At 71.8% G+C, this 22,288-nt stretch carries 21 protein-coding genes; 9 read left to right on the forward strand and 12 right to left on the reverse strand.

Annotation, left to right across the window (positions count from 1 at the left end; all coding sequences use genetic code 11):
* Nucleotides 1–69: 69 nt before the first annotated feature.
* A complete protein-coding gene (locus VGZ23_11080) occupies nucleotides 70–861 on the reverse strand; it encodes an SDR family NAD(P)-dependent oxidoreductase (GenBank protein HEV2358135.1) in 792 nt (263 codons plus the stop codon).
* Nucleotides 862–1,013: 152 nt separating this feature from the next.
* Here VGZ23_11080 and VGZ23_11085 point away from each other — a divergent pair, with 152 nt between their 5' ends.
* Complete coding sequence (locus tag VGZ23_11085; protein ID HEV2358136.1) at nucleotides 1,014–2,372, forward strand: aminotransferase class III-fold pyridoxal phosphate-dependent enzyme; 1,359 nt, start codon at nucleotides 1,014–1,016, stop codon at nucleotides 2,370–2,372.
* Between the two features lie 114 nt (nucleotides 2,373–2,486).
* Here VGZ23_11085 and VGZ23_11090 read toward each other — a convergent pair whose 3' ends face one another.
* Both VGZ23_11090 and VGZ23_11095 read right to left on the reverse strand, forming a co-directional pair.
* Complete coding sequence (locus tag VGZ23_11090; GenBank protein ID HEV2358137.1) at nucleotides 2,487–3,284, reverse strand: aldo/keto reductase; 798 nt, start codon at nucleotides 3,282–3,284, stop codon at nucleotides 2,487–2,489.
* Between the two features lie 42 nt (nucleotides 3,285–3,326).
* Complete coding sequence (locus tag VGZ23_11095) at nucleotides 3,327–4,271, reverse strand: dienelactone hydrolase family protein (GenBank protein ID HEV2358138.1); 945 nt, start codon at nucleotides 4,269–4,271, stop codon at nucleotides 3,327–3,329.
* 187 nt (nucleotides 4,272–4,458) lie between these two features.
* On the opposite strand from VGZ23_11095, the gene VGZ23_11100 reads away from it, so the two are divergent.
* From VGZ23_11100 to VGZ23_11110, 3 genes are read left to right on the forward strand one after another with little or no spacing between them, the layout of a single operon-like run.
* Nucleotides 4,459–5,475, forward strand: coding sequence for an ABC transporter substrate-binding protein (locus tag VGZ23_11100; protein HEV2358139.1), 1,017 nt, complete (start codon nucleotides 4,459–4,461; stop codon nucleotides 5,473–5,475).
* A 7-nt stretch (nucleotides 5,476–5,482) separates the two neighbouring features.
* On the forward strand, nucleotides 5,483–6,259 hold the full coding sequence (locus VGZ23_11105; GenBank protein HEV2358140.1) for an ABC transporter ATP-binding protein: 777 nt from the start codon (nucleotides 5,483–5,485) through the stop codon (nucleotides 6,257–6,259).
* A gap of 1 nt (nucleotide 6,260) precedes the next feature.
* Nucleotides 6,261–7,139 carry an ABC transporter permease gene (locus tag VGZ23_11110; GenBank protein ID HEV2358141.1) on the forward strand — a complete coding sequence of 293 codons (879 nt, stop codon included), beginning with the start codon at nucleotides 6,261–6,263 and terminating at the stop codon, nucleotides 7,137–7,139.
* A gap of 15 nt (nucleotides 7,140–7,154) precedes the next feature.
* Here the strand turns inward: VGZ23_11110 and VGZ23_11115 are convergent, their stop codons facing one another.
* The 3 genes from VGZ23_11115 to amrB are packed head-to-tail and all read right to left on the reverse strand — an operon-like array spanning nucleotide 7,155 to nucleotide 9,311.
* Nucleotides 7,155–7,610: a hypothetical protein gene (locus VGZ23_11115; GenBank protein ID HEV2358142.1), complete on the reverse strand. Its 456-nt coding sequence runs from the start codon at nucleotides 7,608–7,610 to the stop codon at nucleotides 7,155–7,157.
* Between the two features lie 23 nt (nucleotides 7,611–7,633).
* Nucleotides 7,634–8,065, reverse strand: a complete 432-nt coding sequence (locus VGZ23_11120) for a hypothetical protein (protein HEV2358143.1) — start codon at nucleotides 8,063–8,065, stop codon at nucleotides 7,634–7,636.
* A gap of 4 nt (nucleotides 8,066–8,069) precedes the next feature.
* Nucleotides 8,070–9,311: an AmmeMemoRadiSam system protein B gene (gene amrB, locus VGZ23_11125; GenBank protein HEV2358144.1), complete on the reverse strand. Its 1,242-nt coding sequence runs from the start codon at nucleotides 9,309–9,311 to the stop codon at nucleotides 8,070–8,072.
* A gap of 41 nt (nucleotides 9,312–9,352) precedes the next feature.
* Between amrB and VGZ23_11130 the strand changes: the two genes are divergently transcribed.
* On the forward strand, nucleotides 9,353–10,096 hold the full coding sequence (locus VGZ23_11130) for an SDR family oxidoreductase (protein HEV2358145.1): 744 nt from the start codon (nucleotides 9,353–9,355) through the stop codon (nucleotides 10,094–10,096).
* 114 nt (nucleotides 10,097–10,210) lie between these two features.
* Nucleotides 10,211–10,825 (forward strand): transcriptional repressor LexA, encoded by a 615-nt coding sequence (lexA, locus tag VGZ23_11135; protein ID HEV2358146.1) that lies wholly within the window; start codon nucleotides 10,211–10,213, stop codon nucleotides 10,823–10,825.
* Between the two features lie 86 nt (nucleotides 10,826–10,911).
* Here the strand turns inward: lexA and hflX are convergent, their stop codons facing one another.
* The 4 genes from hflX to VGZ23_11155 are packed head-to-tail and all read right to left on the reverse strand — an operon-like array spanning nucleotide 10,912 to nucleotide 15,356.
* Nucleotides 10,912–12,312, reverse strand: a complete 1,401-nt coding sequence (gene hflX / locus VGZ23_11140) for a GTPase HflX (protein ID HEV2358147.1) — start codon at nucleotides 12,310–12,312, stop codon at nucleotides 10,912–10,914.
* A 9-nt stretch (nucleotides 12,313–12,321) separates the two neighbouring features.
* Nucleotides 12,322–13,497: an LL-diaminopimelate aminotransferase gene (locus VGZ23_11145; GenBank protein ID HEV2358148.1), complete on the reverse strand. Its 1,176-nt coding sequence runs from the start codon at nucleotides 13,495–13,497 to the stop codon at nucleotides 12,322–12,324.
* A 33-nt stretch (nucleotides 13,498–13,530) separates the two neighbouring features.
* Complete coding sequence (gene miaA, locus VGZ23_11150) at nucleotides 13,531–14,487, reverse strand: tRNA (adenosine(37)-N6)-dimethylallyltransferase MiaA (protein HEV2358149.1); 957 nt, start codon at nucleotides 14,485–14,487, stop codon at nucleotides 13,531–13,533.
* Between the two features lie 8 nt (nucleotides 14,488–14,495).
* A complete protein-coding gene (locus tag VGZ23_11155; GenBank protein ID HEV2358150.1) occupies nucleotides 14,496–15,356 on the reverse strand; it encodes a hypothetical protein in 861 nt (286 codons plus the stop codon).
* A 164-nt stretch (nucleotides 15,357–15,520) separates the two neighbouring features.
* Here VGZ23_11155 and mutS point away from each other — a divergent pair, with 164 nt between their 5' ends.
* Together mutS and mutL are read left to right on the forward strand one after the other, a co-directional pair.
* Nucleotides 15,521–18,064: a DNA mismatch repair protein MutS gene (gene mutS, locus VGZ23_11160; protein HEV2358151.1), complete on the forward strand. Its 2,544-nt coding sequence runs from the start codon at nucleotides 15,521–15,523 to the stop codon at nucleotides 18,062–18,064.
* On the forward strand, nucleotides 18,061–19,836 hold the full coding sequence (gene mutL, locus VGZ23_11165; GenBank protein ID HEV2358152.1) for a DNA mismatch repair endonuclease MutL: 1,776 nt from the start codon (nucleotides 18,061–18,063) through the stop codon (nucleotides 19,834–19,836). Before mutS ends, mutL begins: the two co-directional genes overlap by 4 nt.
* On the opposite strand, the gene miaB is transcribed toward mutL, so the two are convergent.
* A complete protein-coding gene (gene miaB, locus VGZ23_11170) occupies nucleotides 19,833–21,164 on the reverse strand; it encodes a tRNA (N6-isopentenyl adenosine(37)-C2)-methylthiotransferase MiaB (protein ID HEV2358153.1) in 1,332 nt (443 codons plus the stop codon). The two genes, mutL and miaB, sit on opposite strands and share 4 nt — an antisense overlap.
* 195 nt (nucleotides 21,165–21,359) lie before the next feature.
* Between miaB and VGZ23_11175 the strand changes: the two genes are divergently transcribed.
* Complete coding sequence (locus VGZ23_11175) at nucleotides 21,360–21,806, forward strand: hypothetical protein (protein HEV2358154.1); 447 nt, start codon at nucleotides 21,360–21,362, stop codon at nucleotides 21,804–21,806.
* 7 nt (nucleotides 21,807–21,813) lie between these two features.
* Here VGZ23_11175 and VGZ23_11180 read toward each other — a convergent pair whose 3' ends face one another.
* A complete protein-coding gene (locus VGZ23_11180) occupies nucleotides 21,814–22,278 on the reverse strand; it encodes a hypothetical protein (protein HEV2358155.1) in 465 nt (154 codons plus the stop codon).
* Nucleotides 22,279–22,288 lie beyond the last annotated feature (10 nt).

A 22,288-nucleotide genomic window follows, 5' to 3' on the forward strand; every position in this document is an offset into this window, starting at 1 on the left:
GGCCCACGTTCGCGTCGTCACCCCCCGGTGGAATCGGTCAGCGGCGCCCGCGAGGCACGCTCGCGGCCGCTACAGGGGCGGGGTGAACCGCCCGTCGATGGCGGTCCATCCCGCGTCGACGAACAGGACGGACCCGGTGATGTAGCTCGCCGCGTCCGAGGCCAGAAACGCCACCGGCCCGGCGATCTCGTCGGGGGAGGCCCAGCGGCCGAGCGCGTTGCGCTCGGCGTAGGCGCGGTGCCACGCCTCGTCCTTCGCAATTTGCCGCGTCAGCGGCGTATCCACGACCCCGGGGGCCACGGCGTTCACGCGCACCCCGCGCGGCCCGAGCTCCGCGGCGAGCGTCCGGCAGAGCTGCGCGATGCCGGCCTTCGTCGCGGAGTAGACGCTTTGCCCCGGTTCGACCTGCACGGCGCGAATGGAGGCAAACGCGATGATGCTGCCGCGGCCGCGCTCCGCCATGCGCCGGCCGGCTTCGCGAAGGACGTAGAAGGTCCCCTTCAAGTTGACGCCGATCACCCGGTCGAGATCCTCCGACGTGTACTGCAGCACGGGTTTGCGCGCGTTCACGGCAGGGGTCACGACGCAGACGTCGAGGGCCGTGTGCCGGTCCGCCACGGTCGAAAACAGGCGCACGACGTCCGATTCCCGCGCGATGTCGACCTGGTCCGCGCTGGCCCCGCTCCCCGCCTCGACGATGAGGCGCGCCGTGGCTTCAGCACCTCCCCGGTCGACGTCCGCGCACACGACGTGGGCACCGAGCGCCGCGAGCGCGCGCGCCGAGGCCTGCCCGATCCCGGAGGCGGCGCCCACCACGAGGGCCACCCGGCCGTCGAGCCGGAACAGCGACGCGTAATCCATCGATTTGCCTCCTCTTTCGACCGCCGGCGGTCCCGCCGTCAACGCCGCGGACGGCGGCAGGAACGGATTCCGCCGACCAGGGATTCCAGAGCGACCGGGCCAAATACTTCTTGCGGTCCGGTCCGTGCGGGCCGGGCAAAGGAGCGTGCCGTATGGCCGAGACGAGAGTGCTGCCGACCGATCTCACCGCAGAATACACGCAGGCGAGGCCGCGGTCGCGCGCCCTCTTCGAGCGCGCCGGGGGCGTCCTCCCCGGCGGCATCACCCATGAGTCGAGGCAGTTCACTCCGTTCCTGCCCTACATCGCCCGCGCCGAAGGCGCCCGCAAGTGGGACGTCGACGGTCACGAGTACATCGACTACGCGATGGGCCACGGGGCCCTGATCCTGGGACACGCTCACCCGGCGATCGTCGAGGCGGTGCGCCGGCAGGTCGGACTCGGCACACACTACGGGGCCAACCACGAGGGCGAGCTCGAATGGGCGGACCGCATCACGCGCCTCGTGCCCGGCGCCGAGATGGTGCGGTTCACAAGTTCCGGCACCGAGGCGACGCTGCTGGCCCTCCGGGTGACGCGGGCCGCGAGCGGCCGGACGAAGCTCGTCAAGTTCCAGGGGCACTTCCACGGGTGGCACGACGCGGTCTCGCCCGGCCAGGCCCCGCCGTGGGACGACGTGCCGGCCGGGGTCACCCCCGCCGCGGCGGCGGACACGCTCGTGCTGCCGCCCGACCTCGCCGTGCTCGATGAAACGCTGCGGCACGATCGCGACGTCGCCGCCGTCATCGTCGAGCCGAGCGGCGCCTCGTTCGGATCGGTCCCGATGAGGCTCGATTTTCTGCGCGGCCTGGACGAGGTGACGGCCGCGCACGACGTCTTTCTCATCGTCGACGAGGTGATCACCGGCTTCCGGTGGTCGCCGGGGGGCGTCCAGCAACTGGCGGGGATTCGCGGGGACCTCACGACGATGGCCAAGATCGTCGCGGGGGGCCTGCCCGGCGGGGCGGTGGCCGGGCGGCGAGATCTGCTGGAGTTGATCGCGCTGTCCGGTGGGCCGCGGCGGCAGTTGCGTCATCCGGGCACATTCAACGCCAACCCGGTGTCCGCGGCCGCCGGCGTCGCGTGCCTCGACATCGTGCGCGACGCGACGGTACAGGAGGGTTGCGATCGCACGGCCGCGGCGTTGCGCCGCGACGTCAACGCCGTCCTTGCCCGCCACGGCGTGTGCGGGATCGCCTACGGCGATTCATCGACGTTCCATCTTGCCTTCGACGAACGTCTCCGGCCGGGCGATCCGGCGTCGATCGCCGCGCTCAGCCCCGAGGACCTCAAGGGCCAGCGCCAGACCGCGGCCTACACCGCGTTGGCCCTCGCAGCGTTGATCGAGGGCGTCCACATCTTCGGGAGCGGCGGCTTCCTCAGCATCGCCCACGGCGAGCGGGAGATCGGCCAAACCGTCGAGGCGCTCGATCGCGCGGTCGGTCGAGTTATCGGGACGCTGCCCGCCGTATAGGCTGCCGCCCGCCCGCGCGCCGGTCGCGCGCGGGGATTGCGCGAGCATCCACTGCTGATAGGTCTTGTGCGGCGGCTCGGTTTCCGACACGCGACCACCGGAATGCCGCCCGCCTCACCACCACCTGTCTTCGAGGGCCCGGTCGGTGCCGCCCGCCCGGTCGAGCGCGTCCAGCGCCGCCATGTCTCGGTCCGAGAGCGTGAAGTCGAAGATCTGGGCGTTCTCTTCGATGCGCTCGCGATGCGTGGACTTGGGGAGCACGATAAGGCCGTGCTGCAGGCACCAGCGAAGCAACACCTGAGCCGGTGTGCGGCCGGCTCGCGATGCGACCCGCCGAACCGTATCGTTCCGGAGATGCCGGCCGGTCCCGAGGGGGCTGTACGCCTCCACCGCGATGCGGCGGTCCTTCGCCGCGTCGAGCAGTGCGCGGCGGTGCTCAAACGGACTGAACTGCACTTGGTCGACCACCGGCGCTACGGTAGCCGCCGCCAGCACCTGCTCCAACTCGTGAACGCCAAAGTTGGAAACGCCGATCGAACGTGCGTAGCCGAGTTCACGAGTCCGCTCCATACCCGGCCACGCCCGGGTTGCACCACCCTGTGGCCAGTGGACGAGGTACAGGTCGACGTAGTCGACGCCGAGCCGTCTCAGGCTGCGCTCAGCCTCCGCAGCCGGGTCCTTGCGTGCCGGATCAAACTTTGTCGTGAGGAACACTTCCTCGCGCGGCACGCCGCTGTCCCTCAGCGCCCGCCCGACGCTTTCTTCGTTGCCGTAGATCTGAGCGGTATCAATGTGTCGGTATCGGGCGTCTAACGCCCAGCGTACGGCCCTGACGCACCCGGGCCCGTTGGGTACCTGCCAGACGCCGAGGGCGAGCACGGGGATGCGCCTGCCGTCGGCAAGCACCCGCACGTGTCCATCTGCCGCATTCGGAGGCGTTGACATTGACGTCTGTCAGGCGCTCCGCAGATACCGTCCGAACCAAACCTGCAACCGCGTCCAGGCGTCCTGCGCGGCCTCGGCGTGATAGCTCGGCGCCGTGTCGTTGAAGAACGCGTGACCGGCGCCGGGCTCGACGACGATCTCGTACACCACCTTGGCGGCGTCCATCGCGCCGCGGATTGCCGGAATGCCCGCGTCGACCCGCGCGTCGAGTGCGCCGTACAGGGCGAGTACCGCGGCGCGGATGTTCGACACGTCTTTGAGCGGCGGATTGATGCCGTAAAATGGGACCGCGGCTCGGAGGTCGGGCACCGCGGTCGCCAGGCGCCACGTCACCCCGCCCCCGAAACAGAACCCTACGGCGCCGATCCGGTCGGCGCGGGCGGACGGGAGCGACTGCAGATAGCGCAGCCCGGCCGCCGGCATCGCCACCAGTTGCTCGGGCGGGATCTGGCCAAGCGTCGCCGCGATCTCGGCCGGATCGGCGACCTTGTCCGTGCCGCCGGCGCCGGACATGAGATCGGGCGCCAGGGCGACGTACCCGGTCTTGGCAAGGCGGCGCGCGACGTCCTGGATGTGACCGACGAGGCCGCGGTTCTCATGGATCACGACCACGCCCGGCGCGTGCGACGCGCCCTTGGGCTGCGCGAGGTACCCGATCACCGTCCGCGGGCCCGGCGGCGTGCCGGGAAACGAGACCATTCGGGTCTCGAGCGTCGGATCGTCCGGCGCCACCGCGGGTGCCGCGGCCACGACGGCCGGAGGCGCGGGCGCGCCGGCGGCGGCCGCGACCTCTTCGGCTGAAGCCACGATCCCGAGCGCGGCGAGCACGCTCGCCCCCCGCGGCGCGCCGCCGCCGAAGATCACGACCCGGCGCAGGAATTCTCGCCGTCCCAGGCGGCCTTCACGGTAATCTTCCGCCCACTCCTCGAGGATGTAACGCCCCAAGTCGGTCATGCCCGGCCCCCTGTTCTCGCCTTCTAGTGCTCTATAATATTCCACCAGCGTCGCACGGCTCCGTCACCGCCGGGTCACGTCCGCGAGGCGCCGCCCGGGCAGGGGCCGTTTGCCGGGCACCGAACGTTGGGTGACAGCCGATCGGCCGGTGATCACCATCGGCACCATGAGACAGGAGGCAGACTCAGTGCATCGCTCGGCTTTCACGACCGTCGTGATCGCCGCCGCCCTCGCCGTGACGATTACCACGTCCGGCGCCGTGGCGCAGGCGCCCGCGGCGGTCCGCGTCGGGACCTTGAAACTGGTCGGGGGCGCCCCGCTCTTTTGGGGCGTCGAGAGGGGGTACTTTCGTCAGGAGGGCCTTCAGGTCCAGTTCACGTACTTCGGCGCCGCCGCTCCGGTCGCCACGGCCACGGTCACCGGCGACATCGACGTCGGTGCGACGGGGATTACCGGGACGCTGTTCAACCTGGCCGCGGGCGGCGGGAAGATCTACCTCGTCGCGGACCGGGGCCAGGAGCGTCCGGGCTACCCCCTCAACGCCGTCGTGGTCACCAAGGCGACGTATACGTCCGGCGTCCGGTCGCTGCGGGATTTGCGCGGCAAACGGATCGGCATCACCACGCTCGGATCGACCTTCCACTACCAGATCGCGAAACTCCTGGAGCGGGAATCGATGACGCTCCAAGACGTGCAGTTGGTGCCGCTGCGGGAGGTGAGCCTCGTCGCCGAGGCGCTGCGCACCGGCCAGATCGCCGCCGCGCTGCTCTCGCCGCCGTGGGGCGCGGCCGCTGAGCAGGACGGCTGGGGCAAGATCCTCTTCTACGTCGGCGACCGGCTCGTCAACCAGGTTACGGGTGTGTTCTACGGCCGGCGGCTCACCCAGGATCACGCCCTGGGCGTGCGGTTCATGCGCGCATACGTCCGCGCGACGCGCGACTATTTCGACGCGTGCCTTCGCCGGCCGCCGCGGGGGTCGTGCGCGTCGATCGTCGCCGTCACGGCCCGCGCCATCGACCAGACGGAACCGGCCGTCGCCAAGTCGCTGCCGTACATCGACCGTGACGCCCGTCTCTACCTCCTCGATCTCGAGCGGCAGGAGGCGTGGTACGTCGCCAACGGCATGGCGACCCGGTACGTGCCGCTCAACCAGTTCGTGGACACCGGTTTCGTCACCGAAGCCGTTCGATCGCTGGGGCCGTAGCGGTCGCGTGGAGATCCGGTTCGAGCAGACCACGAAGCGGTACGCGCGCCGGGACGGAAGCGCGATCGACGCCCTCGCCGGCGTCGACCTGACCGTCGGCAGCGGGGAATTTCTCGCGATCATCGGCCCGAGCGGGTGCGGAAAGTCCACGCTGCTGCTGCTGGCCGCCGGACTCCTTCCGCTGTCTGCCGGGCGCATCGTGTTCGACGGCGAGCGCGCGGACCGGCCCCTGACCGCGCTCGTCTTCCAGGAATTCGCCCTCTTCGAATGGCGCACGGTGCTCCACAACGTCGCGTTCGGCCTGGAGGTGCGGCGGGTCCCCGCCGCGGAGCGCGACCGGCGCGCGCGCGAGTACGTCCGCCTGGTCGGCCTCGACGGGTTCGAGACCCGGTATCCGTCCGAGTTGTCGGGCGGTATGCGGCAGCGCGTCGGCATCGCCCGCGCCCTGTGCGTCGATCCGGCGGTGCTGTTGATGGACGAGCCGCTGTCCGCGCTCGACGCGCAGACGCGGCAGCTGATGCAGGACGAAATCCTGGCCATCTGGGAGCGCACGCGTAAGACGGTGCTGTACGTCACGCACAACATCCAGGAGGCGGTCTACCTGGCGGACCGGATCGCCGTGCTGTCCCGGCGGCCCGGCCGGGTGCGCGCCGTCCTGCCGGTCCCGTTCGAACGCCCGCGGCGCGAAACCATCCTCGCCGACGCCGCCTTCGGCCGCTTCACGCACGAGGTCTGGTCGATGATCCGCGATGAGGCCCGGACGGCGATGCAGGAGGCGGACTGACGTGGCCGCGCCCTCGCGACCCGACGCCGCGCCGGTCATCGGTGAGGCCGCTCTGCCGCCGGCCGGGCGCCCCGGCGGTTCCCGCGAAGTCATCACGCTCGAGGCCCGGCCGGTTGCGTCTCGGGGCGGGCGCGGGCACCGGGTGTTGCGGATCGGGTCGATTGTGGGCCTGCTCGCCGCATGGGAGGCGCTGGCCCGATCACACGCGGTCCCCGCGGTGTTTCTGCCGTCGCCGGAGGCCGTTGCCGGCGAGCTCGCCCATCTGGCCTCCACGGGCGACCTGTGGCGGAGTCTCGGCGCGAGCCTGGGCCGGATCGCCGCCGGGTTCGCGCTCGGGAGCGCCGCCGGCCTGATCGTGGGGGTGTTGGCGGGCGTCTCGCGGCCGGCAGAGGCGGTGGCCGACCCGCTCATCGCCGCCATCTACCCGATTCCGAAAATCGCCCTGCTGCCGCTCCTCATCCTGTGGCTGGGCATCGGCGAAGCGCCGAAAATCGCCGTCATCGCCGTGGGCGCGTTCTTTCCCGTCGCCATCGGGACGATGAGTGCCATTCGCGACGTCGATCCGCTGCTCGTCCGGGCGGCGCGGAGTCTCGGCGCCGGCCGCCTGCACATCATCACGAAAGTGCAGCTGCCGGCGTCCGTCCCGATGGTCTTCGCGAGCCTGCGCCTCGCCGCCGGGATGTCTCTGCTGCTGGTCGTCTCCGCCGAGATGATCGCCGCGACCGCCGGCATCGGTTACCTCATTCTCTATGCTGGCGATCTGATGCAGACGGCGCGCCTGCTTGCGGGAATCGCCGTCCTGTCCGTCCTCGGCCTGCTCTCCACGAGCGGCCTCGCGGCGCTCGAGCGGCGGCTGTTTCGGGGCCGAGCGCGGAGTTAGGCGCGGCGCGGCAAGTCAGGCCGCGGCGGCGTCGCCCTGATCCAAGGCGAGCTCCGCCCGCCACAGCAGCGCGGCGGTGGAGGCTTCCGCCTGCCCGAACAACCGCGCGGCCTCGTCCCAGCGCCCCCGACGCCGCCGGAGCTCGGCCAGCCGAGCCGTCGCAGAGAGACCGAGCGCCGGGCGGATCACCGCCAATTCCCGGGCGGCGGCGGTGATCTCACGCTCCGCCGCCGCCCACTCGCCGCGCCAGATGAGCACGCCCGCATACTGGATCCGGCACACCGCGAACAGCATGCTGAGACGCCAGCGCCGGCAGAAGTCCGTGAGACGGTCGCACCACTGCGCGGCGCGCGGATAGTCGCGCACACGATCACAGGCGTAGATCATGTAACAGCTCGTCAAGGCGACGGCCTGCAGGTCCCCGATCTCACCGGCCGAGGCCGCCGCGGCGGCTTCGTCGAGGAGGTGCATCCCGTCGTGGATCCGGCCTTGACTCACCAAGGCCAGTGGTGCGCGTCAAACGTCATGAGCCAGGCATGCTCCGGGGACTGCGGAGTCTTCTCCAACAGCCGGTGGGCGCGCCGGAGCCAGCCGCTCGCGACGGCCGACTGGCCGCGAAAATCGACGTGATCGAGACCGAGCCACGTGGCGGAGCGCGCCGCGCCGCGGCAGTCGCCGCGCCTGCGATAGAGCCGGTAGGCTCGTTCGCGAGCCTCGAAGATCGCGGGGATGTCGTCGAGCCACCACGCCGCCCAGGCGAGACCCTCCCACGCTTCGGGAGTGTCGGCCTCCGCAAGGGCCGCCTCAAACCGGACCTGCGCCTGCTTCCACTCCCCGCGGCCCAGGGCCGCCCAGCCCTGCGCGGCCTCGTCCGGCATGGGGCCGGCGGGCGTCAGGGCCGCGAGCGCGCGCGTGTCTGGGTCCATCCGCCTACTCGAAGACGACCGCGGGGAACCCCACAAGGCCGCCCGCCGGGTCGGCCCCTTGATCGTATCCCAACACGCGGCCCCGCACCGGGGAGAGCAGCCGCAGCACCGTGTAGATGGCGCCAAGCCCGCAGACGTGGCACGCGTTTCCCCCGCCGGCCACGGTCCGCCACCACCCCTCCGCGTCGCCTCCTTCGACGTGCCGCAGCGCGGCGAGGTCGGCGTCATGCGCGCGCCGGGCCAGCTCCGGGCCGAGCCGCTCCGAATCGCCGAAGCGGGGACCCACGTGGCTCAGATCGACGCCGCCGACGATGCAGACCGGCCGGCCGATACCGGCAATCGCCGTCCGCAGTGCGGTGATGAAAGCCTCAACCGCGGGCACGCCGGCCGGCGTCCCGCCGGGGCCGTCGCCGTCCAGCAATCCCGTCAACACCGGCAGCACGGTAAACCGCCGGCCGCGCAACATGTGCGCGAGCCAGAGGACCTGAAACTCGACGGAGTGCTCGCCGCGATGCACGCTCTCCTCGGCCAGCGGATCGAACGGTGAGCGCTCCACGATCGCGTCGAGCAGCGCGCGGTCGACGTTCACCACGCCGAACGGCGTCTCGTATCCCTTCCCCGTGAGCACGTACGGTGCGCGCGGCGCGGCGTGCGCAACGCCGACCACCACGACGCAGACGCCGGCCGGGAGATGCGCAAGCGCCGTGTACGCGCGGCCGTACAGCGCGCCGCCCCGCGCAAAGTCGATGTGCGGCGCCAGAATCCCGCGCGGGCGCGCCGGCCTGCGGGGAGCAGTCCCGTTCCCCCCGCCCGCGGCAAGGTAACCCTCCAGCACCGCGGCACACGCGTCCGGCTCGGCAGGATAGCCCGTGCCCGCGTGGGCCATCGCGCGGTGCGGCGCCGCCCGGTACGCGTCCACCGCCGCGCGGCGGCGCTCGGCGAGCGCGGGACTGTCGAGCAGGCCGTGGGCGTCGAGGTCGCGCACGATGCGGTCGAGGTCGGCCGGCGGCAGCATGGCTCCGCCGCTCGCACGCGCATACTCCGCCCGCACCGCCCGGGCGTCGCGCCGGCCGTCCAGGAGGAGCGCGACCAACATGATCGGCAGCGGCACGACGACCGGTCCGTCGAGGAGACCTTCGTAGTCCCGCGCGCAGACGACGCGCCGGCCGTCCCACTCCGCCGCGACGAGGTCCAGCGCGCGAAGCCTCGGAAGCGGCACCGGGGAGGCGCCGCGGGCCCCGGTCATGCGGAGGAACGGACCGCCGCCGCCCCGTATCTCCCCGTGCCATGGGGGGACGGCTCACCGGACGGGTCGCACTGGTCACCGGCGGAGGCACGGGCATCGGCCGTGCGACGTCGATCGCGCTTGCCGCCGAAGGCGCCGCGGTCGCGATCAACTACACCCGCTCGCGCGGCGACGCGGACGAGACGGCGTCGGAGATCGTCTCGCGGGGCGGCCGCGCCATCACGGTCGCCGCCGACATCGCGGACGAGTCCGCCGTCGAGTCGATGGTGCGCCGCGTCGCCGGCGAGCTCGGCCGGCTCGACGTGCTCGTCAACAACGCCGGCACGACGCGGTTCGTCGACCACAAGGATCTCGAGGCCTTGACGGCTGAGATCTGGGACCGCATTCTCGCCGTGAACGTGAAAGGCACGTTCTTTTGCATCCGCGCCGCCGCGCGCGCCATGACGGACGGCGGCCGGATCATCAACATCGGGTCGGTCGCCGGTGTCCGAGGCAACGGCAGTTCGATCGCCTACGCCGCGAGCAAAGCCGCGATCCACACGATGACGCTCTCGCTGGCCCGCGCGCTCGCGCCCTCGATCACGGTGAACGCCATCGCGCCCGGACTCATCGAGACCCGCTGGCAGCACGGACACGAAGCGGAGAACGCCGCGCGCGCCGCGCGGTTCCCCGCCCGGCGCATCGGCCGGCCGGAGGACATCGCGCAGGTGGCCCTGGCACTCGCGACCGCGGATAACTTCCTGACCGGCCAAGTCATCGTCGTCGACGGCGGCGCGGGGCTCTAGCGGCCGACGCCCGGAGGATCGTGGTCGAACAGGTGTTTGCATGACCGGTTGAGGTGTGTTATAATCCGACCGCTCTCGGTCGGGGTGTCGCATGCACAGTGTGGGAGGCAGCGCGTGGGCCGAGTATTGACGAAACGCCAACGCGAGATTCTCGAATACCTGCTGGACACTATGCAGCGCAAGGGCTACCCGCCGTCCGTCCGCGAGATCGGCACGGCCCTCGGCCTCACCAGCAGCTCGACCGTGCACAGCCACCTCGCCGCGCTGGAAAAAAAGGGCTACATCCGCCGCGATCCGAGCAAGCCTCGGGCGATCGAAATCCTGAAGGACGGCGCCAGCCAGCCGCCCAAGCGCGTCGTCAACGTACCGGTGGTCGGCCGGATCGCGGCCGGCGCGCCGCTCCTGGCCGATGAGAATATCGAGGATGTGTTCCCGCTGCCCCGCGACTTCGTCCGTGAAGACGGGGCGTTCATGCTTCGCGTGCGCGGGGAGAGCATGATCGACGCCGGGATTTACGACGGCGACTACGTGGTCATCCGCCCGCAGGCGACCGCCGCGAACGGCGAAATCGTGGCGGCGCTCATCGGCGACGAGGCGACGGTCAAGCGGTTCTACAAGGAACGCGACCACATCCGCCTGCAGCCCGAGAACAGCACGATGTCGCCCATTCTCACGCGTGACGTCACGATCATCGGCAAGGCGGTGGCGCTCATCCGCCGGCTGGCGTAGCCGCGCCCCACCGATCGCGTGCCCCGGGGCCGCCTCCGCGGAGGCGGCCCCGGCGGCGTCCGGATCGAGATTCGCCGGGCCGCCCGTCATCGCGTCCCCGCGGTCCCGCCCGCGGGTGGGCGAGGGAGCGCCCGCCCGCCATCGACGTAGGGGCGGAACGGGCCCAGCCCGGCCGCCGGAATGTCCGCGTCGACGACGATGCCGGCATCCCCGTCCTCGCGGCGCACGACGCGGCCGATCCCGTAGAGGCGCGAGAGCACGCCGAGACGCTGGTACGGGATCACCAGGCGGACGCGCTCGACGGGATCCGGCAGGACCGCGGCGATCGTGCGGAGCAGGTGCGCCAGCCCCACGCCGCGGACCGCCGAAACGGGCACGCCGGCCGGTTCTTCCGCCGTCACGTCGCGCAGCGCCTCCGCCGACAGCCGGTCCGCCTTGTTGAGCACGGTGACGCGCGGGGTGCCGGCCGCGCCGAGATCCCCCAGCACCTGCTCCACGGCCGCGCGCTGGGCGGTCCAGCGGGTATGGCTCGCGTCGATGACATGAATCAGCAGATCGGCCTCCGTCACTTCTTCCAGGGTGGCGCGGAACGCCGCGACGAGGTCGTGCGGCAGCTTCTGGATGAACCCGACGGTGTCGACGAGCAGCAGCGAGCGGTGGTTCGGCAGGACCACGCGCCGGGTCGTCGGGTCGAGGGTCGCGAAGAGTTTGTCCGCGGTCAGCACATGCGCGCGCGTGAGCGCGTTGAGCAGCGTGGACTTGCCGGCGTTTGTATAGCCGACCAGCACCGCCACCGGCAGCGCCGCGTCCTTGCGCGACTGGCGCTCCCGCTGCCGGTGCCGCCGCAGCGCGTTGATCTCGCGCCCCAGCGCGGTGATCCGGGTGCGGATCCGCCGGCGGTCGACCTCGAGCTTCGTTTCGCCGGGCCCCCGAGTGCCGATGCCGCCGCCCAATCGCGAGAGGAGGGTGCCGCGGCCGGCCAGCCGCGGCAACAGATAGGTCATCTGCGCGAGCTCGACCTGGAGGCGCCCCTCGCGGGTCCGCGCGCGTTGGGCGAAGATGTCGAGCACGAGCGCGGTTCGATCGAGCACCTTGGTGTCGAGCGCCCGCTCGAGATTGCGCTGCTGGGCCGGGGTGAGTTCGTGGTCGAAGATGACCACGTCCGCCCCCGCCGACCGCACGCGGGAGCGAATCTCTTCGACCTTGCCGGCGCCCACCGCGGTGGCCGGATCCGGCCGGGACCGGTGCTGCACCACCATGCCCGTGACCCGGGCCCCCGCCGTGTCGGCGAGCCGGGCCAGTTCTTGGAGGGTCTCCTCCCCCTCGTCGGCCCGCGGCGCGAGCATGCCGACGAGCACCGCACGCTCAGGACCGCCCCGGCGGAGGTCGGCGGCGGGCCCGCGGCCGGCGTCCTCCGGCGCGCCGTCGGCGCCGGCGGCGAGGCCTCGGCGGAGTTTGTGGCCGAGCGGCGTCCCGGTGGTGCGCATTCCCGCCCGCTACCTCGGGGTCGCGGCGCGCAGATGGTCCCCGATGCGCCGGACCGCTTCGTCGAAGCGGGCGTCGGGCGCGGTCAGCGAGATCCGCACGTACCCGTCCCCGTGCGCGCCGTACCCGGTCCCCGGTGTCACGATGACCCCGGTGTGCTCGAGCAGGTCGCTCGCAAACGACACCGAGGTGTGCCCCGCCGGAACCGGGATCCACAGATAGAACGTCGCGCGCGGCACCGGAACGTCGAGCCCGGCCTCGCGCAGCCCCCGCACGACCCTGTCGCGCCGCCGCTGCCAGACGGCCACGCGCTCCCGGATCGGCGTCTCCGGACCGGTGAGGCCGGCGACCGCGGCCTCCTGGATCGCCACCCACTGCCCGCTGTCGATGTTGGTCTTCAGCGTGCCCAGCGCCTGGACCGCGGTCTTGTTGCCGACGACGAAGCCCATGCGCCACCCCGTCATGCAAAACGTCTTGCTGAGGGAATGGAACTCGACGGCGACGTCCTTGGCCCCGGGCGCCTCGAGCAGGCTCGGCGGCCGGTAGCCGTCGTAGGCGATCTCGGAATAGGTGTTGTCGTGCACGACGAGGATGTCCCAGTGCCGCGCCAGCTCCACGACGCGGGTGAAGAACGCGAGATCGGCCACGGCGCCGGTGGGATTGTTCGGGTAGTTCAGAAACAGCACGCGCGCGCGCCGGAGCACCTCGTCGGGAATCACGGAGAGGTCCGGTACCCACTCCTGCTCCCGGGTCATCGCGACCGGATAGACCTCGCCCTCCGCCATGAGCGTGGCCACGGCGTACACCGGATATCCCGGGTCGCTCACGAGCGCGACGTCGCCGGGGTTGATGAACACCCACGGCACGTGCGCCAGCCCCTCTTTGGACCCGATGAGGGCCAGCACTTCGCTCCCCGGATCAAGGCGCACGCCGAACCGCCGGGCGTACCACCCGGCCACGGCGTCCCGGAATTCCCGGGTTCCTTCGTACGGGGGATAGACGTGGGTGCGCGGGTCGCGGGCGGCGCGGGTCAGCGCCTCGACGATGTGGTCGGGCGTCGGCAGGTCCGGATCGCCGATGGAAATGTTGATGACGTCGACGCCGCGGGCGCGCAGCGCGGCCCGCTTCTTGTCGATGTCGGCGAACAGGTACGGCGGAATCCGCTCCATCCGGCGCGCAACGCGCATCGGGCACCTCCGGTCATCACTGCGCCGCTGCCATCATAGCATGGGGTACCCGGCGGCATCGAGCGCCTCGAGCACGCGCGACGCCACTCCGTCGGCGGGCTCGTCGTCCACGTCGATCCAGCGGTAACGCGGGTCCGCGCGAAACCAGGTCCACTGCCGCTTGGCGTACCGGCGCGTGTTGCGGCGCAGTTGCGCCACCGCCGCGTCAAGCGTTGCCTCGCCCTCGAGGTACGCGGCGAGTTCCTTGTAGCCGAGGCCCTGCATTGCCGGCAGCGTCCGGTCGTAGCCCGCGCGGAGCAGCGTCCGGACTTCGTCGACCAGTCCCGCGGCGAGCTGGGACGCGATGCGCCGGTCGATCCGCTCATTGAGCCGGGCGTGGTCCAGAGTCAGCGCGATCATGCGGGCGGGACGGGCCCCCTCGCCCGCCGCCCACCGGCCCTCTCGCACCTGTTCCTGAAGCGACGACACCGGCATGCCCGTTACCGTCCAGACCTCGAGTGCGCGGATGACCCGGCGCACGTTTCGCGGGTGAATCCGCATCGCCGCCACCGGATCCACCTGCCGCAGCCGGCCGTGCAGCGTGCCGGGACCGCCCGCACGCTCCTCCGCCGCGAGCCGCCGGCGAAGGTCCCAATCCGGAGCCGCGGCGGGGACGGCCACGCGGTCGACGACCGCGCGCAGGTACAATCCGGTGCCTCCCGTCAGAACGACGGCGCGGCGGCGCCCCCGGATGCTCTCGATCGCGTCGCCCGCCAGGCGCTGATAGTCCGCAAGCGTGAACGGCTCGCCCGGATCGGCGACGTCCAGAAGATGGTGCGGCACGATGGCCCGCTCGCGCAGCGTCGGCTTGGCCGTGCCGATGTCGAGGCCGCGGTAGACGGTTCGGGAGTCGGCGCAGACGATCTCGGCGCCCAGCCGCCGGGCGAGCGCGATCGCGGTCCGCGTCTTCCCGGTCCCGGTCGGGCCGGCGAGGACGATGAGGTCGAACACCCGGCGCGCTAGCGTGTTTGGGGACGCGCGCCTTTCCTCCGCCCGCCTCTGCGGCGCCGCCGGCGGGGCGCCGGCGGAGCGCTCGGTGTCGGAGCGGGCGTGAGCGGCGCCGCGTTACCGGAGGTCGCCCCATCGCGCTCGCCTGCGGCCGTCGCGCGGGACGGCGGAGCGGCCGGCGGCAAGACCGGCCGGCCGGCCCCGGCGACCCGGACGGGAACACGGTCGTCGAGCCACACGAACTGGCGCGGCGGGGATCGCCGGTCCATCTCGTAAAAGGCACGATAGAGCATGGTGGCGGTGTCGACGGCGTGTTTCGCGTTGGCCGCGGACAGGAGCGCATCGACCTGCGTCTCACCGCCCGCCTGCGTGTCCTTGTACCGGCCTTTGTAATGCGTCAGCATGTTGCGCCAGGACCGCAACGTCGACAGCGCCGAGAGCTCCTTGCCGTCATCGGTGAACGTGCGTCCCGTCTTGCTCACAAGACGGGTGACCTCGAGCCACTTGCCTTCCGGCGACATGCGGTCGTAGTGGCGGAACCGGCCGCCGAGGCGGTCCTGTCCGACCATGTTGATAAACGCCTCGACCGCGAAGTATGCCATGAGCACGCTGACGAGACTGTGCGTCCGTTCCCCGTCGCGGTCCGGCGGCGTCGCCGCCGCGCACCGAGCCGCCGCTTCGGCGTGCTCGCGGGCGAGACGAAACATCACCTGCTCGAGGTGCGTGCGTTCCCAGGCCTTCTCCTCGGCTGCAAGCGCGGCCGCGCTGGGACCGGACGGAGCCGGCGCGCCGGCGCGGCGCGATGGTGAGGGCGCCGCGTGACGCGCCGCGGGTGCGGTGGCATCGTCCACTGCTGCGTCCCCGGCCGTCATCGCTGGTACCGCCGCACCCGGCTGGGAACGCGCCCGCCCGCCTCGTCCTCTGCGCCGCCGCCGGCGCTGCGCCGGTGCCGCGCGGTGTTGAATGTCGTCCATCGCCCCGTCTGTTCGCCACACGCCGAACAGGACCCCTTCCCGGTGCGACGAAGTCAGACGCAATGAGTGAACCGACGCCCATGATGCGCCAGTACCAGGCGCTCAAGGACGAGCACCCGCACGCCCTGCTGCTGTTCCGGTTGGGCGACTTCTACGAGGCCTTTTTCGGCGACGCGCAGGTGGTGGCCCGTGAACTCCAACTGACGCTGACGAGCCGGCCGGTCGCCAAGGGACGCCGGATCCCGATGTGCGGCATCCCCCATCACGCGCTGCACACCTACCTGCGCCGGCTCATCGATCGGGGCCACCGGGTCGCCATCTGTGACCAGGTCGAGGATCCGCGACAGGCCCGGGCCCTCGTGCGCCGCGAAGTCGTGCGCGTCGTCACGCCGGGGACCGTGATCGAAGACGACCTCCTCACGGCGCGTGAAAACAACTTCATCGCGGCGACCGTGATCGACGCCGACGACTGGGGGATCGCGCTCGCGGACGTGTCGACCGGCGAGTTCGTCGCGGCGCAGGGTGCGGGATCCGAGCGGCGCGACGAAGTCCTGGCACGGTGGCGGCCCCGCGAGCTGATCGTGCCCGACGAGCCCGACGGCCGGGGGCACGGTGCGTTCGCCGGTCCCGACGGCCTCGGCGCCGTCGTGACGCCGTTCGACGCGTGGCGGTTCGATCCCGGCGTCGCCGCCCGCGAACTCCGCGCGCACCTCGGCGTCGCCGCCCTCGACGCGTTCGGCCTCGACGCGTCACCGGCGGCCGCGGCGGCGGCCGGTGCGCTCGTGCAATACCTGCGGGCCACGCACCGCGGGTCCCTCGCCCACCTCCGTGGGCTTAGATTGCTGCCGCCTCACGACGGCCTGGTGTTGGATGATGCGACCCGACGCGCCCTCGGCCTGTGGGCCTCCGCGCGCGACGAGCGGCGCGGCCCCACCCTGCTCGATGTGGTCGACCTCACCGAGACGGCGATGGGAGGCCGCCTCCTCCGCCGGTGGCTGGGCCAGCCGCTCGACAGCGTCGAGGAGATCACGGCCCGCCAGGACGCGGTGCAGGCCCTCGTCGACGCCGGCCAGACCCGTGAGCGCGTCCGGACCCACCTGCGCGCGCTCGGCGACCTCGAGCGTCTGATCGGCCGGCTGAGCCATGACGCGGGCGGGCCGCGCGACCTCGCGGGCCTGCGCGACACGCTGGAGGCGATCCCCGGCGTCGTACCTGCGGCCGCATCGCTCGCGGCCCCGGCGCTGCGGCGGCTCGTCCCCCTGCTGGCGCCGCCGCCCGACCTCGCCGACCGGCTGCGGCGGGCGCTCGCCGACCCGCCGCCGCTCTCACCGCGCGCGGGCGGCGTCATCCGGCCCGGGTTCGACGGGGACGTCGACGCGCTCCGCGAGGGATCCAGGGAGGCGAAGGACTGGATGGCCGGACGCGAGGCCGCGGAGCGACAGCGCACCGGCATCCGCGGCCTGAAGATCGGCTACAACCAGGTGATGGGCTACTACATCGAGGTCGGCAAGTCGCAGACCCATCTCGTCCCCGCGGACTATGTCCGCAAGGGCACCCTGGCCGGCGCCGAACGCTACATCACGGCGGAGATGAAGGAACGGGAGGCGTTGATCCTCAGCGCCGAGGACCGGATCAACGCCCGGGAGTACGCGGTGTTCTGCGACCTCCGCGCCGCGGTGCGCGCCGAGAGCGATCGGCTCCAAGCCTGCGCCCGCGCCCTGGCCGAACTCGACGTCTATGCCGCGCTCGCCGAGGTCGCCGTCCGCTCCGGCTACGTCCGTCCGCATGTGAGCGGCGATCGCGCGATCCGCATCGTCGCCGGCCGGCACCCCGCGGTCGAACAGGCGCTGGGGCCTGAGCGCTTCGTCCCCAACGACCTCGCGCTCGGCACGGACGGCCGCGACCTCCTCATCGTGACCGGCCCGAATTTCGGCGGCAAGAGCACGTACATCCGCCAGGCCGCCCTGCTCATCGTCCTCGCCCAGCTCGGGAGCTTCGTCCCGGCCGGCCAGGCCGACATCGGACTCGTCGACCGCATCTTCACGCGGGTCGGCGCTACGGACGATCTCGCGGCCGGCCGCAGCACGTTCCTGTCCGAGATGATCGAGGTGGCGCGTCTCTTGACCCAGGCCACCCCGCGCAGCCTCGTGATTCTTGATGAAGTCGGCCGCGGGACGAGCACGTACGACGGCATGAGTCTCGCCTGGGCCGTGGTCGAAGATCTGCACGACCGCGTGCGGGCCCGCACGCTGTTCGCCACACACTACCACGAACTGACCGAGCTCGCGTCGCAGCTCGACCGCGTGGCCAACCTCCAGGTTCTCGTGCGCGAGGAAGGCCGTGACGTCGTGTTCTTACATCAGGTGGCCGACGGCGCCGCCGCGTCATCCTACGGCATCCACGTCGCCGGGCTGGCCGGCGTCCCGGACGCCGTGATCCGGCGCGCGCGGGAAGTCCTGGGCGGGCTCGAGCGGGCCGCCCACGCGCCGCGGGGCCGCCGGCCGAGACGCGGGCCGTCGCGCGGCCAGCAGCTCGCGCTTCCGCTCCCCCGCGACGCCGGCGCATTCCGCCGGCTAGTCCCGCGTGAGCGGGACGGCCGCCGGTGACGCGTCCGCGCATTCAGGTGCTGCCGCCGGCCGCGGCCGAGCGCATTGCGGCGGGGGAAGTCGTCGAGCGCCCCGCCTCCGTCGTCAAGGAATTGATCGAAAACAGCCTCGACGCCGGGGCGGGCCGCATCACGATCGAGATCGACGACGCCGGCGGCCGCCTCATCCGCGTCAGCGACGACGGCCAGGGCATCCCGGCCCAGGAACTGGCGGTCGCGTTCGAGCGATTCGCCACGAGCAAGATTCGCTCGGCCGACGATCTCAAACGCGTGGACACGTATGGCTTTCGGGGAGAGGCCCTGCCGAGCATCGCCGCGGTGGCGCGCCTGACCGTCGTGACCCGGCCGCGCGGGGCCGAGACCGCGGCCACGCTTGCCGTGACCGGAGGCGTCCGGGACCCCATGGCCGTGACCGGCGGGGCCGAGGGCACGACGGTCACCGTCGAGGACCTATTCTACAATACCCCGGCCCGGCGGCGGTTCCTGAAGTCCCCGGCGCGGGAAACCGCGGTGATCGTCGAGACCGTGCAGGCGCTCGCCCTGGCCGCGCCGGCCGTCGCCTTTCGTCTGCTCGACGCGGGGCGCGAACGGCTGTGGATGCCGCCCGAGCCGCTTGCCGAGCGGGCCCGGCGTGTGCTCGGCCCCGCGGTCGCCGGCGGAACGCTCCCGATCGACGCCCGCGGTCCCACGGCGATCACCGGTGTGCTCGGCGCGCCGCAGGCTGCGCAGGCCCGGCGGAGTCACCAATGGTTTCTCGTCAACGGCCGGCCGATTCGCAGCCCCATGCTGGCCCGGGCGCTCGACCAAGCCTACCATACCCTCGTCCCGGAGGGCCGGGTCCCGGTCGCGGTCCTCCACGTCCGGGTGCCACCCGAGTCGGTCGACGTCAACATCCATCCGCGCAAGGCCGAAGTCCGGTTTGCGCAGGAGCGGATCGTCTTCCACGACGTCGTCCGCGAGGCGCGCCGGGTCCTGCACGGCGCCTCCCTGGTCCACACCGCCCCCGGCGCCGCCGGCCTGCCCCCTGCCGGGGGCGCGGCGGTGTCCGGCGGCGACTTCGCGCGCATGGCGATCACCTCGTCGGGACGCGTCGCCGAGCCGCCCGGTGCCTACGGCCTGACGACCGGCGACAGCGCGACAGACGGCGGGGCGTCGACCGCGCTGTGGAACCCCGAGCGCTCGCCGGCCGGATGGCCATCGCTTCGCGTGCTCGGCCAGCTGGGCCTGACCTACATCGTGGGCGACGCCGGTGGCGATCTCGTGCTCATCGATCAGCACGCCGCGCACGAACGCGTCCTGTACGAACGCCTTCTCGCCCGGCGCCGGGCCGGCGGCGCGCAGGCGCAGGGGCTCGTCACGCCGGCCGTCGTGGACCTGAGCGCGGCCGAGGACACGCTCGTGTCGGAACTTCGTCCGATGCTCGCCGCGCTCGGCTTCGAGGTCGAAGCCTTTGGCCGGACGACGGTGCGGCTGCTCGCGATCCCCGCGATCGCGGCGGGCCGCGACGCGCCGACGCTCTTCCGGTCATGTCTTGCCGATCTCGGCAACGAACGAGGGGCTCATGCCGGCGCCGATCTCGAGGAGCGGCTCGCCATCGCGACCGCGTGCCACACCGCCGTGCGCGCCGGCGACCGGCTGGAGCCGGCCCAGATGGCGGCGCTGCTCGACGAGCTCGCTGGGACCGAGGATCCGTATTCATGCTTCCATGGAAGGCCGACCATGGTACGGGTCCCGGCCCGCGATCTCGAGCGCTGGTTTTATCGGCGGGTCTAGAGCGCGCCCGTCACGCACCGGCCGCGGAGCACCCACGACCCGCCGTCCACGATCTCGACCGGCACCGTCCGGCCGATCAGCTCCGCGCCGCCGTCGAAGGTGACGATCTTGTTGGTCCGCGTCCGCCCGAGCACCCCGCCCTTGCGGCCGGGTTCCTCGACGAGGACCTCCTGCACAGACCCCACGAGGCCCCGGTTGATGTCCGCGGCGATGCGCTCTTGCATGCGGTTGAGGGCCTGCAGCCGCCGCCGTTTGACCTCGTCGGAGATCTGATCCGGATAGCGCGCCGCCGGTGTGCCGTCGCGGGGCGAGTACATCGCCGTGTTGACCGCATCGAAGCGCACGTCTTCGACGAACCGCAGCGTCTGCGCGAACGCGTCCTCGGTCTCGCCGGGGAAACCGACGATGATGTCCGTCGTGAGACTGCCCTGCGGCATCGCGGCCCGCACGGCGTCCGCGGTTTCGCGGTACTGCGCCGTGGTGTAGGCCCGGTGCATCCGGCGGAGGATCTCATCGTCGCCGGTCTGGACCGGGAGGTGGATGTGCTCGCAGGCCTTGGGCAGGCGCGCGACGGTCGCGATGAGGCGCTGTGTCATGTCCCGCGGGTGGCTCGTCGTAAAGCGGATCCGGTCGATGCCCGCGACGCCGTGGACCGCCTCGAGCAGCGCGGCGAGGTCGCGCCGCGGCGCAAAGTCGTGCCCGTAGCTGTCGACGTTTTGCCCGAGCAGCGTCACCTCGCGGATGCCCTGCGCCGCGAGCGTCCCAACCTCGGCGACGACGTCCTCCGGCGGCACGCTGCGCTCGCGCCCCCGGACGTACGGCACGATGCAGAACGTGCAGAACTTGTTGCATCCATGGATGATGTTCACGAACCCCCGGACCCCCCTCCCGGGGACCTGATGGGCGGGCAGGACCGGCAGGGGGCGGTCCCGGTCGGACCGGTCCCACACCTCATAGATCGGCATGCAGCCGTCCCGGGCCTGACGCAGCAGATCGGGCAGCCGGTGGATGTTGTGGACGCCGAAGACGAGGTCGAGCCAGGGCAGGCGGTCCAGCACCCGCTCGCGCTCCTGCTGGACGAGGCACCCGGCGATGCCGAGGAGCAGCCCGGGACGCCGCCGCTTGAGCGCGCGTAACTCGCCGAGCCGGCCGTAGGCGCGCTCCTCGGCGCCCTCGCGGACGGTGCAGGTGTTGAGAATGACGACATCCGCGTCGGCGGGATCATCGGCCGCGGCGTACCCCATCTGCGCCAGCAGCCCGGCCATCGCGGCCGAATCGCGGACGTTCATCTGACAGCCCTGCGTGATGATGTGAAACCGCTCAGGCATCCCGATGCGTCTCCACCCTACCCGCTCATCGCCGAGGTGCGTGTGCGACGCGATTCACCGCAGAGGGTACCATAATGTGGATGCGTCCGCACGGCGGCGGCACGGCGGCGCGTGCTCCGCCGTGGCCGGCACAGGAGTTTCCAGGGCAACCGCGAACACGGCCCCAAGACGCGCGCGTCCCTGGAGGGACCAGCGATGGCTACACTCTTCGCGATCTGTTCCGACCCCGAGTGCACCGGATCCGCGAACGCGTTACGGTTCGAAGCGCTGCCCGAGATCTGCGCCGTCTGCGGGGCGCCGATGATCACCACCTGTTGGAAGTGCGGCGCCGGCGTCCCCGAGGCGACGGCGGGGTACTGCCGGGGCTGCGGGGTGCCTCTCAAGCGCGTACTGCCCCGGCACGCGGCCGCACCCCTCGTCCTGATCTGCGGCAACCCTGAGTGCGACTGGGCGTCGGCGGGGAGCTCGGCCGGGGCGATGCAGACACGGTGTCCCCAATGCGGAAGCACGGTGACCGCGGACTGCTGGAAGTGCGGCGCCCGCATCAGCGATCCGCGCCAGCATTACTGCGTCGGCTGCGGGGTGCCGCTCAAGCGGGGCCGCCGGCCGGCGGCCAGCGGCCTCTCCGGAACCGGCCGGTAACGCGCCCCTACAGCGAGAAGTCGACGAGCGCGGTCACCCCGACACCGTATACGCGGTGCAGGTGGCCGGGCAGCGGATTGAGGCTGTCGACCGGGATCAGAGCTTTGAGGCGCACCGCGTTCATGAACGAGCCCTCGATCTGCGCTACGGCCTGTACTTGATCGATGGCGGCCTTGGGCCCCTGGACCTGGACCGCGCCGACGTAGGCGCCTCCGGACGTGCCCACGCCGACGCCGACGCTGAGGATGGGGACCACCTTGGTCAGCTCTTTGTTCTGGGCTTGGTTGTTCAACATGAGAGTGTTAATGGCGCTGTTGATCTGCGGGCCGAACTGCTTGACGACATAACCGATGCCGAAGAGTTTGATGAGCGAGCCGATCGACACTTGAGCCACCGCCGTGCCGGCGGTGACGCCGGCAAGCGTCCCCACGATCACACCGACAGCAAACGCCTTCCGCCACGCGACCCGCATGCGCTTCCCA

This window comes from bacterium, from assembly GCA_035945995.1.
Classification (GTDB): Bacteria; Sysuimicrobiota; Sysuimicrobiia; order Sysuimicrobiales; family Segetimicrobiaceae; genus DASSJF01.